The organism is Streptomyces sp. NPDC054961 (genome assembly GCF_053609145.1).
In genome coordinates this window covers 69,074-79,008 of sequence record NZ_JBSGWY010000022.1, presented here as the reverse complement: position 1 = coordinate 79,008, position 9,935 = coordinate 69,074, and the positions used below count along the sequence as shown (strand labels likewise).

The 9,935-nt window shown below is 70.6% G+C and carries 9 protein-coding genes; 6 read left to right on the top strand and 3 right to left on the bottom strand.

The features are described from left to right. The first annotated feature begins 83 nt into the window (after positions 1 to 83). Positions 84 to 635: a transglutaminase-like domain-containing protein gene (locus tag ACWF9Z_RS20755; protein WP_453604046.1), complete on the top strand. Its 552-nt coding sequence runs from the start codon at positions 84 to 86 to the stop codon at positions 633 to 635. Positions 636 to 663: 28 nt separating this feature from the next. Here ACWF9Z_RS20755 and ACWF9Z_RS20750 read toward each other — a convergent pair whose 3' ends face one another. Together ACWF9Z_RS20750 and ACWF9Z_RS20745 are read right to left on the bottom strand one after the other, a co-directional pair. Beyond that, positions 664 to 1,890 carry a glycoside hydrolase family 113 gene (locus ACWF9Z_RS20750; protein WP_453604044.1) on the bottom strand — a complete coding sequence of 409 codons (1,227 nt, stop codon included), beginning with the start codon at positions 1,888 to 1,890 and terminating at the stop codon, positions 664 to 666. A 74-nt stretch (positions 1,891 to 1,964) separates the two neighbouring features. Continuing rightward, positions 1,965 to 3,413 (bottom strand): glycosyltransferase family 2 protein, encoded by a 1,449-nt coding sequence (locus ACWF9Z_RS20745; RefSeq protein ID WP_453604043.1) that lies wholly within the window; start codon positions 3,411 to 3,413, stop codon positions 1,965 to 1,967. A gap of 640 nt (positions 3,414 to 4,053) precedes the next feature. Here ACWF9Z_RS20745 and ACWF9Z_RS20740 point away from each other — a divergent pair. Then, on the top strand, positions 4,054 to 5,634 hold the full coding sequence (locus ACWF9Z_RS20740) for an ArnT family glycosyltransferase (RefSeq protein ID WP_453604041.1): 1,581 nt from the start codon (positions 4,054 to 4,056) through the stop codon (positions 5,632 to 5,634). 45 nt (positions 5,635 to 5,679) lie between these two features. Here ACWF9Z_RS20740 and ACWF9Z_RS20735 read toward each other — a convergent pair whose 3' ends face one another. Then, positions 5,680 to 6,402: a lysophospholipid acyltransferase family protein gene (locus tag ACWF9Z_RS20735; protein ID WP_453604039.1), complete on the bottom strand. Its 723-nt coding sequence runs from the start codon at positions 6,400 to 6,402 to the stop codon at positions 5,680 to 5,682. A gap of 234 nt (positions 6,403 to 6,636) precedes the next feature. On the opposite strand from ACWF9Z_RS20735, the gene ACWF9Z_RS20730 reads away from it, so the two are divergent. The 4 genes from ACWF9Z_RS20730 (at position 6,637) to ACWF9Z_RS20715 (ending at position 9,784) form a co-directional block, all read left to right on the top strand. Beyond that, positions 6,637 to 7,023, top strand: coding sequence for a thioredoxin family protein (locus ACWF9Z_RS20730; protein WP_453604038.1), 387 nt, complete (start codon positions 6,637 to 6,639; stop codon positions 7,021 to 7,023). 175 nt (positions 7,024 to 7,198) lie between these two features. After that, on the top strand, positions 7,199 to 7,744 hold the full coding sequence (locus ACWF9Z_RS20725) for a flavin reductase family protein (RefSeq protein WP_453604036.1): 546 nt from the start codon (positions 7,199 to 7,201) through the stop codon (positions 7,742 to 7,744). Between the two features lie 201 nt (positions 7,745 to 7,945). Beyond that, positions 7,946 to 8,731: an electron transfer flavoprotein subunit beta/FixA family protein gene (locus tag ACWF9Z_RS20720; protein WP_453604035.1), complete on the top strand. Its 786-nt coding sequence runs from the start codon at positions 7,946 to 7,948 to the stop codon at positions 8,729 to 8,731. 90 nt (positions 8,732 to 8,821) lie between these two features. Further along, positions 8,822 to 9,784, top strand: a complete 963-nt coding sequence (locus ACWF9Z_RS20715) for an electron transfer flavoprotein subunit alpha/FixB family protein (RefSeq protein ID WP_215028413.1) — start codon at positions 8,822 to 8,824, stop codon at positions 9,782 to 9,784. Positions 9,785 to 9,935 lie beyond the last annotated feature (151 nt).

Sequence of the window (9,935 nt, the reverse complement as noted above, 5' to 3'; positions counted from 1 at the left end):
TGTATTTCTAGTTGTTTTCTCGGGTCCTATACTTCTCGTCCGCGCTTGAGCTAGTCGCCTGGCCCGCGGGGGCGCCGGCGCCCGTGTCCCGCGCCGGGGCCGCGGCCCCCCCCCCCGAGACCGCCGACGCCCTGTGGACCGCCACCGACGGGGACCCCTACGCTTACGCCAAGGCGGCCTTCGAGTTCGTCCGCGACACGATTCCGCACTCCGGCGACTCCGGTGACCCGCGCGTCACGTGGCGCGCCTCCGACGTGCTGAGCACGCGCAACGGCATCTGTTACGCCAAGTCCCACGCCCTGGTGGCCCTGTTGCGGGCGCGGGGCATCCCGGCCGGCTTCTGCTACCAGGTGCTCGCCGAGGACGACGGCTCCGCACCGCTCGTGCACGGCCTGATCGCGCTGCGCCTGCCGGGCAGCGCGCACTGGTCGCGCCAGGACGCGCGCGGCAACAAGCCCGGCGTGGACGCCCAGTTCAGCCTCGACCAGGAGCAACTGGCCTTCCCCGTACGCCCGGACATAGGCGAGGTCGACTACCCCGGGGTCCACGCGGCCCCGCATCCGGCCGCGGTGCGGGCCCTGCGCGAGTCCGCGGACCGGGAGGAGCTGTGGCGCAAGCTCCCGACGGCCCTGTAGCCGCCGGGACAACGGTGTCGCCGTCGCGCTAGCGCGCGCCGCCGGGGCCCGCGTAGGCGGAACCGAAGCAGTCGCGGATCGCCCTCTCGGTCTTGGGGCGCCCGGCGAAGTTCAGCCGGGAGATGCGCTCGGCGGGAGCGGCGTACGGGTCGTCGTCGAAGTTGAGCGACCACCAGTAGACGCCCTCCATGGTCCGGTCCACGACGACCTTGCAGACGGCCTGGTACCAGTTGGCCTGGACGTCCTCGTTGACGGCCCGCTTGGTGGAGAAGTCGCCGGGTGCCGGGTAGGCGCCGTCCATCGCGCCGATGCCCGCCTCCGCCAGCACCACCTCGGGCATCGGCCCGGTGGACTTCTTGTCGAGCCACTTGTTCCAGCCGTCGGCCAGGGCCTCGACCGGGGCGTCGTCGGGCACCTTGACCGGGAAGTACGCGTCGAGACCGATGGAGGCGGCCGGCACCTTGACCGGGCCGCTGATGAAGTTGTCCCAGTTGGCGTCGTAGGTCAGTTCGCCGCCGTACTCCTTCTTGAGGGCGTCGATCAGCCCGGTCCAGCCCGGGTCGGACTCGAGGGAGTTGAGCTCGGCGCCGATGACGAAGCTCGCGACCCGGTGCTTCTCGGCGAGCGCGGCGTACGGCCCCAGGAGCTTCGCGTACGCGGCGAACCAGGCGGACCGGTCGACGGGTTCGATGTTGCCGCGCCATCCCGTCTTCGGCGGTTTGAGGGCCTTCTCGTCCATCAGTGGCCGCAGGGTCACGCGCAGGCCCGCCTCGTGGAAGACCCTCAGGACGATCGCCATGCGTGCGGGCGCCGGAGTCTGCGGACCGGCGAAGAGCTCGTCGGAGGCGGGCCCCTTCGTGTAGTACGGGAAGGAGAGCGAGACGGAGTTGGCGTGCAGGCCGACGAGGTACTCGGCCTTCTGCCGGGCCCGGCGCTTGACCTCGGCGTCGGAGATCCGCGCCGAGTCCTCCCAGTAGATCTGCACGCCCCACTCGGGCATGCCCGGCTTCCAGGGCTTGTCCACGCGGCCGGTCCGGCTCGCGGCGTGCGGGGAGGAGCGGGAGTCCCGCGTCCCGCCGTCCACGCCGGCACCCGCCGTCCGTTCGGCGGAGGCGTCCTCGTCCGCTCCGAGCACGGGCATCAGGGAGCCGTCCTCCCAGTGGAGGAACTGGCTCCCCGCCGCGGAGGAGGCCACGACGGTGGACAGCACCACGACGGGCAGGACCGCGAGCAGGGGGAGGCGGGATCGCTTCATCGGTTCAGGCTTCAGGTTCTCTTCGAGGGCTCGGGGGGGGGCGGGGGAACCGGCGGCGCGCGCCGGTCGGCCGCCTAGGCGGGCTTGGCGATGACGACGAACTGGTTCTCCTCGCGGCGGGCGTACTTGAAGAAGCCGCGCAGGCCGCCGAGGCCTTCGAGGACCGAGAACACGGGGATGAGCGCGAGGACCACGACCGGCTCCCACCACTTGCGCCGGCCCGACCGGGAGACCAGCGCGTTCAGCCGCAGGCCTTCCCAGTAGGTCCAGATCACGTAGGAGAAGTTCAGCGACCACAGCAGGATGACGCCCTGGAGCACGGGGGAGGTGTTCATGTCGCCCAGCAGCCAGCAGACGGTGAGGACCACGCCGACGTGCTGCAGCGGCCCCAGGACCCAGGTGGCCACGCACACCGCGAGGAACCAGCGGTAGCGCAGCGGGATCGTCCGGTTCAGGCAGAGCGCGACCAGACCCCAGGCCCAGCGCTCGCGCTGCTTGACGAAGTCGCTCGCCGTGGCGGGGGAGGCGCCGTAGCAGCGGCCGTTGAACCAGTCGCTGCGGCCGGGGTAGCGCTGGCAGAACGTCAGCGCCAGCTGGGCGTCCTCGACGATGGCCTTGGGGCCGAAGTCCCAGCCGATGGCCGCCTCGACGGAGGCGCGCAGCACGAGCAGTTCGCCGTGCACGCCGGCCGCCGGGGTGCCGGTACCGGTGAGCGCGCGGAACCGGGCGATGTCGTCCGCCGGCCGGACCGCGTCGGCGAGCCAGGTGAACAGGCTCACGGCGTTCTCGCGCGGGTAGGTGAGGATGCCCTGGGCCATGTGCTTGGCCTCGTCGGGGTGCGCACGGCGCTGGCGGTTGATGAACTGGGCCAGGGAGGAGGCGGTGTCCGCGCCCACGCCCGTGTCGTCGTCCATGTGCAGGACCCACACGTGTTCCAGGGCCTCGCCCTCGGCGATCCGCAGTTCGTGGGAGAAGTGGTTCGCCCGCGCCTTGAAACGGGTGCCGTTGGCCGTCGTGTAGGTCTTGGGGACGGTGACGACGCGGACCAGCGGGTGCTCGGCGAGCTCCGCGATCTTCTCGGCGGCCTCGCAGCCCTCCTCCGTGAGGACGTCGACCCGCATGTACGGGAAGAACGCCGGCAGGTGCTCGACGTAGGAACGGACCGAGCGCTCGAGCGCGGGGTACGTGTCGTGCCGGCCGATCGTCGGGACGAGGGCGATGAGGAAATCGGCCTCGGCCGGGGCGGGCGGCACCATTTCGTGCGACCGCCGTGCCCGGCGCCGGATGAGCAGGGCGCCCTGGATGCCGACGAGCGTGCCGATGACGGGCAGGGACCAGACCACGGTCAGGATCCAGCTGATGAGCGAATCGCTCGGCCGGTAGAACCACATGCCGAAGACGGTGAGCAGCACGAGCGGGATGAAGAACGAGGCGATGCCCGGCTTCCACTCCAGGATCCTGCGCTCCTGTGCGGCCGAAGGCCGGGAGGGGGCAAGCTGACTGGGGGCACTCCGGGGTGGCATGGCGAGGAGGCTTTCTGGGTGGCGGTCATTCCTGAAGGCCGGAATCCGGTGGGACTCGATTACCCGGTAAGCGCGAACGGCCTGGACGAAGATACTCCCCGCCGAGCGGAGAAGTCCACGCCGCAAGACGTTCGCGGGGTGATGCGGACCTCAAGTAAGCGGAATACTCTGCTCTACTTGAGTTTCGGCCGTGAAGGACCGAAGTCCCGATTCATTCCGCTTCGCGAACCGGCCTTTCTCAGCTGACTGTTGACCCCGGCCGGACCAACGGAATCCTCCGTCCGCGCGGGGTTCATCTCGTGAGAGGGGTGCGGGAGCACCGGAATCCCGCGCCGCCGAAAGAAGTCGAGAGGGTCCGCGAGGAATTCCAGGTCGTCGAGCGGCGCCCGGATGCGGCTGGTGGAAGGACATTCCCACGATGCCGGACGGACCGTCGGGCTCCGGGAGTGCCGGCTCGGGGGAGGGGCGGCCGGCGTCCGCGCGGTCCTGACCGATGTAAAGGCCGTGTCGGACTCGTCTCCTATACTCATGTGTCCGCCCTGACGCAATGCGCGATTCCATCCCCCGGGCGGCCGGTACGCGTGACGCCGTCACCTGCCCGCGGGAAGCCGCGAAGCGGGGTGCGGGGGTGGTGCCCGTCGTGAACAGCGAACCGAAAGACACCATGACCATCCAGAGCGCCGCCGTGGATCCGCACGGCCCCGAAGCGTCTTCCGCGGCCTCGCGGCAGGCCGGGAACCCTTCCAGGCAACGCCTGTTCACGCGCTCGGCGCTCTTCGGGATCCTGCTCCTGCAGGCCCTGCTCTCGGCCCGGACGATCGCTACCGCCGACGACGACGAGGCGCTCTACATACGCTCGGGTCACATCCTGTGGAACGGCGTCCAGCACGGGATCGAAACCACCCACTGGGGCATGCACACCTACTTCTCCGGCGCGCCGGAGCTGTACCCCGTCCTCGCGGGATGGATCGACTCCGCCTTCGGCCTCACCGGGGTCCGGGCGTTCAGCCTGCTGTGCATGCTGAGCGCCACGGCCCTGCTCTACCTGGCCACCCGGCGCCTCTTCGGGGTCCGCGTCGCCCTGTGGACCGCGGTCATGTACGCCGTGCTCCCCACGGTCCTCGAACTCAACGTCCTCGCGACCTACGACGCCCCGGCGGTCGCGCTGCTCTCCCTGGCCGTGTGGATCGTGATCCGCAGCGACAGGTCGCACGCCTACCTGCTGGCCGCGCCCGTCGTCACGCTCGCCGTCGGCGTCAAGTACGCCTCCCTGATCTTCCTTCCGGCCGTCGCCGGGCTCGCGGCCCTGGCGGCGCTGCGCAGGTGCGGCCGCTGGAACGGGTGGGCCGCCTCCCGCGTGCTCGTCCTGCCCGCCCTCGTGGTGGCGTTCCTCGGCGCCGCGCTCAAGGTGTTCGGCACGGCGCACCTGGACGGTCTGCGGTCGACGACCACGAACCGCGTGCAGAGCGTGGACACGGTGGGCAAGGTGTTCGACGTGAGCCTGCAGCTCGGGGGGCTGATGTTCTTCGTCGCCTGCCTGGGCGCCTTCATGTACGCCCGGCTCGACGCGACCGGGGCGACGCCCGGCCGGTGGTGGCGGATCTGCTACGGAGTCCTGCTGTGCGGCACCGCGCTGGTGATCCCCGCGTACCAGGCGCACCTGCAGACAACGACCGCGCTGGGCAAGCACATCGCCTACGCCCTGCTGTTCGCGGCCCCGCTCGCCGGCATCGCGATCGACCGGTTCATCGGGCCCTACGTTCCGAACCTGTTCCTCTACCTGGTGGGGGCCGGCATGGTCGCGCTGGCGGTCCACGGGACGGTCAAGGCCACGGATCTGGCGCACTGGTACCCCGACACCACGCGGCTGATGCAGTCGCTGAAGGGCCGGGTCACCCCTGAGGGGAAGTACCTGGTCGACCCGAACAACCCGCCCAAGTACTACCTGGCCGACCGGACCCGGCCCGAGCAGTGGACCGAGTTGACCTGGATCGACTACACCGACGCCAAGGGGCGGAAGCTGGTGGGCCTCGAGGCCTACCAGGACGCGATCGCCAACGGCTACTTCGACCTGGCCGTGCTGAACGACCACGAGGGCCACGACATGTCCCTCAGGCTGATCCCCGAGCTCGAGAAGAGCGGCAAGTACCGCCTGCTGGAGACGATCCCGAACGAGGACAACGGGGGACGCGGCGAGTTCCAGATCTGGGGCAGGAAGTAACGTCCCGCCGCAGGGCGCCCGGTGGAGACGCCGCGCGGCGTCCGGTCAGCCGGCTTCCTTGACCTGGGCGGCCGTCGGCGCGGTGCCGCCGAGGTGGGCCGGCAGCCACCAGGAGTCCTCCGGGCCCTTGGGCTTGGCCGGGTAGGCGCTCTGCGCCGCTTCCAGCAGCTCCTGCACGCGCTCGCGCACCCGCCGCGTGATGGCGCCGGCGTACTGGTCGGAGGGGGCCTCCACGGGCTCGCCCACCCGCATGGTCACCGGGATGTGGCTGCGCTTGAGGTCCTTGGGGCGGCCCTTGGTCCACATCCGCTGCGTTCCCCACAGGGCTACCGGGATCAGCGGGACGCCGGCTTCCTGCGCCATGCGGGCCGCACCGGACTTGAAGCTCTTGAGCGTGAAGGACTGGGAGATCGTGGCCTCGGGGAACACCCCGATGATCTCGCCGGAACGCAGCGAGTCGAGCGCGTGCTGGTAGGCGGTCTCCCCCTGTGCGCGGTCCACCGGGATGTGCTTCATCGCGCGCATCAGGGGACCGGACACCTTGTGCCGGAACACCGACTCCTTGGCCATGAAGCGGACGAGGCGCTTCTGCGGCCGGGCGGTCAGGCCGGCGAAGATGAAGTCGAGGTAGCCGATGTGGTTCGACACCAGAACCGCGCCGCCCTTGCGGGGGATGTTCTCGGTGCCCTTCATGTCGATACGGACGTCGAGCGCACGGAACAGGGCGTGTGCGGCGCCGATCACCGGGGGGTAGACGAGCTCGGCCATGATGTGGAGACCCCGCTTTCTGCCTGGAGGTGCTCCCGGCTGGAAGTTACGGCAGCGTAGGTACGCGGCCATGGGGATCGTGCCCCATACGGGAGCCGCAGGCCAGCCCAGACGCTCCTACCCGGCGAGATTCTCGTCACGCGGGGAATGCGGGGCGTCCGCGGGGCGCTCGGATCAGGGTACGGGCGCACCGGGACGGCGTGTGGACACGCGGAGGGATGTGTGTGCGGACATATGTGCGGTACAGGTAGGGGGGCGGCGTTGGACGGGAGTACGGGAGCACGGGTGCGCGGGAACGAAGAGGACGGGCCGGTCGGCCGGCTGGGCGCCGCGGAACTGGGCGCGGAGCCGGGGGAGCGGGCCAGCCTGGTGCAGTTCTCCAGCGCCTTCTGCCAGCCCTGCCGGGCCACCCGGCGGATCCTGGCCGGGGTCGCGGCCATGGTCGAGGGCGTGGCCCACATCGAGGTCGACGCGGAGAAGAACCTGGACCTCGTACGGGCGCTCGGCATCGAGAAGACCCCGACGGTGCTCGTCCTGGACGCGGCGGGCCGGATCGTACGGCGGGGGGTCGGGATGCCGCGCACGGCGGACGTGATCGCCGCGCTGGGCGCGGCCGTATGACGGGCTCGAGGCCTTCCGGACCCTCCCCGCGCCGGCCCGGAGCGCCGGTACGCGCGCCCGCACGCAGCGTGACGCGCCCTACATCTGTCCGTTGCGCCTTGACTGTGTACACGAGAGATCGTCAGGCTTGCGGCATGCGGTACGAACTCCTGCTTTGCGGACGGGGAACCCCTTCATGACGGCACCGACGGTTCCGTCCCCCCGCTCCGCCACCGGCCTGCCCGGCTCGCCCGACCTGCTGCGCTCGGTGTTCCGCCGGCACGCGGCGGGCGTCGCCGTGATCACCGCCGAGAGCGGCGGGCGGCCGGTGGGCTTCACCGCGACCTCGCTCAACTCCGTGTCGGCCGACCCCCCGCTGCTGTCGTTCACCATCGGCACCGGGTCCTCCAGCTGGCCCGGGATACGGGACTCCGAGCACCTCGGCGTCCACATACTCGGCGAACACCAGCGGGACCTGGCGGGCCTGTTCGCCCGCAACGGGGCCGACCGCTTCGGGCCGGCCACGGACTGGGCGCCGGGCCCGCACGGGGTTCCGGTGCTGGGCGGAGTGCTGGGATGGCTGGTGTGCCGGGTGGTGGCGCGGGTGCCGGCCGGCGAGCACCGTGTGATCATCGCGGAGGTGGTGGCCGGGGACCCGGTGGGGGACCGGGCGGGCGACCCCGCGGGAGAAGGGCGTCCGCTGCTGTACCACCAGGGACGCTTCAACGCGTTGCGCGACTGAATCGTCCCTGCTGGGGCAGGTTACGGCGGCGTTGGCCAGATCACAGTTCACGGGCCTTGCAACCTGGCGGGCCCCATTGTGTACTGACGAGTAACATTCCCTTCGGAGCGCGGGCCGCCCCCGTCGGGAACGGCCCGAGATGGCGCCTATGCTGCCTGAACAAGGCGGTACCAGAAATGTCGATGCGGTAGGAGAGCCGGCGTGAGCCTGAGGATCGTTGTCTGTGTGAAGTACGTGCCCGACGCCACTGGCGACCGGCAGTTCACCGAGGACCTGACCGTCAACCGAGACGACGTGGACGGCCTGCTGTCGGAGCTCGACGAGTACGCCGTCGAGCAGGCGCTGCAGATCGCCGACGAGGCCGACGACGCGGAGATCACCGTTCTCACGGTGGGCCCGGAAGACGCGAAGGACGCGCTGCGCAAGGCGCTCTCGATGGGTGCCGACAAGGCCATCCACGTCGAGGACGACGAGCTGCACGGCACCGACGTCATGGGCACCTCGCTGGTGCTGGCCAAGGCGATCGAGAAGGCCGGCTACGACCTGGTCATCACGGGCATGGCCTCGACGGACGGCACCATGGGTGTCCTCCCGGCGATCCTGGCCGAGCGCCTGGGCGTCCCGCAGGTCACGCTGCTCTCCGAGGTCAAGGTCGAGGACGGCGTCGTGACCGGCCGCCGCGACGGCGACTCGGCGAGCGAGCAGCTGGAGGCCTCCCTCCCGGCGCTCGTCTCGGTGACGGACCAGTCGGGCGAGGCCCGCTACCCCTCCTTCAAGGGCATCATGGCCGCCAAGAAGAAGCCGGTGGAGTCCTGGGACCTGGAGGAGCTGGAGATCGAGTCCGACGAGGTCGGTCTCGAAGGCTCCTGGACCGCGGTCGACTCCGCGACCCAGCGTCCGGCCCGCACCGCCGGCACGATCGTCAAGGACGAGGGCGAGGGCGGCAAGTCGCTGGCCGGCTTCCTTGCGGAGCAGAAGTTCATCTAGGCGACAGCCTGGCCGGCCGGAGTTCCTCCGGGAACTCCGCACCCTCTCCACACGCCCCCTGACTACTTCGCATGCGCAGGAGCATCCCCAATGGCTGAAGTCCTCGTCTACGTCGACCACGTCGACGGCGCCGTCCGCAAGCCCACTCTCGAACTGCTGACGCTGGCCCGCCGCATCGGCGAGCCCGTCGCCCTCGCGCTCGGCGCGGGTGCCGAGGCCACCGCCGCCGTGCTCGCCGAGCACGGTGCGGTCAAGGTCCTCACGGCCGACGCCCCGGAGTTCTCCGACTACCTCGTCGTACCGAAGGTGGACGCGCTCCAGGCCGCGTACGACGCCGTCTCCCCGGCCGCCGTGCTCGTCCCGTCCTCCGCCGAGGGCAAGGAGATCGCCGCCCGTCTGGCCGTCCGCATCGGCTCGGGCATCATCACCGACGCCATCGACCTGGAGGCGGGTGACGAGGGTCCGGTCGCGACGCAGGCCGCGTTCGCCGCGTCGTTCACCACCAAGTCGCGCGTCTCCAAGGGCACCCCGGTCATCACCGTGAAGCCGAACTCGGCCCCGGTCGAGGCCGCGCCGGCCGCCGGCACCGTCGAGGCGCTCGCCGTCACCTTCGGCGCCCTGGCCACCGGCACCAAGGTCACCTCCCGCACCCCGCGCGAGTCGACCGGCCGCCCCGAGCTGACCGAGGCCGCGATCGTGGTCTCCGGCGGCCGCGGCGTCAACGGTGCCGAGAACTTCCACATCATCGAGGCCCTCGCGGACTCCCTCGGTGCGGCCGTCGGCGCCTCGCGTGCCGCCGTCGACGCCGGCTGGTACCCGCACTCCAACCAGGTCGGCCAGACCGGCAAGTCGGTCTCCCCGCAGCTGTACATCGCCTCCGGCATCTCGGGCGCGATCCAGCACCGGGCCGGCATGCAGACCTCGAAGACCATCGTCGCCATCAACAAGGACGCCGAGGCTCCGATCTTCGACCTCGTCGACTACGGCGTGGTCGGCGACCTCTTCGCGGTCGTCCCGCAGCTGACCGACGAGATCAAGGCGCGCAAGGGCTAGAACCCTGCCGCAGGCGCTGACCTGCGGGTAAGTGGTCTCCGGGGCCGTGTGGTGTTTCTCACCGCACGGCCCCGAGTCGTTTGCCCAGGACGGCCGAGGGACCATTGACTGAGCGGAACCCCGTGACTAAATTCTGTAATGCGGATCTAAG

Bases quoted from the DNA above. Each gene is read 5' to 3' on its own strand.
- ACWF9Z_RS20750 (WP_453604044.1), bottom strand. From the start codon at position 1,890: ATGAAGCGATCCCGCCTCCCCCTGCTCGCGGTCCTGCCCGTCGTGGTG.
- ACWF9Z_RS20745 (WP_453604043.1), bottom strand. From the start codon at position 3,413: ATGCCACCCCGGAGTGCCCCCAGTCAGCTTGCCCCCTCCCGGCCTTCG.
- ACWF9Z_RS20735 (WP_453604039.1), bottom strand. From the start codon at position 6,402: ATGGCCGAGCTCGTCTACCCCCCGGTGATCGGCGCCGCACACGCCCTG.
- ACWF9Z_RS20730 (WP_453604038.1), top strand. From the start codon at position 6,637: ATGTGCGGTACAGGTAGGGGGGCGGCGTTGGACGGGAGTACGGGAGCA.
- ACWF9Z_RS20725 (WP_453604036.1), top strand. From the start codon at position 7,199: ATGACGGCACCGACGGTTCCGTCCCCCCGCTCCGCCACCGGCCTGCCC.
- ACWF9Z_RS20715 (WP_215028413.1), top strand. From the start codon at position 8,822: ATGGCTGAAGTCCTCGTCTACGTCGACCACGTCGACGGCGCCGTCCGC.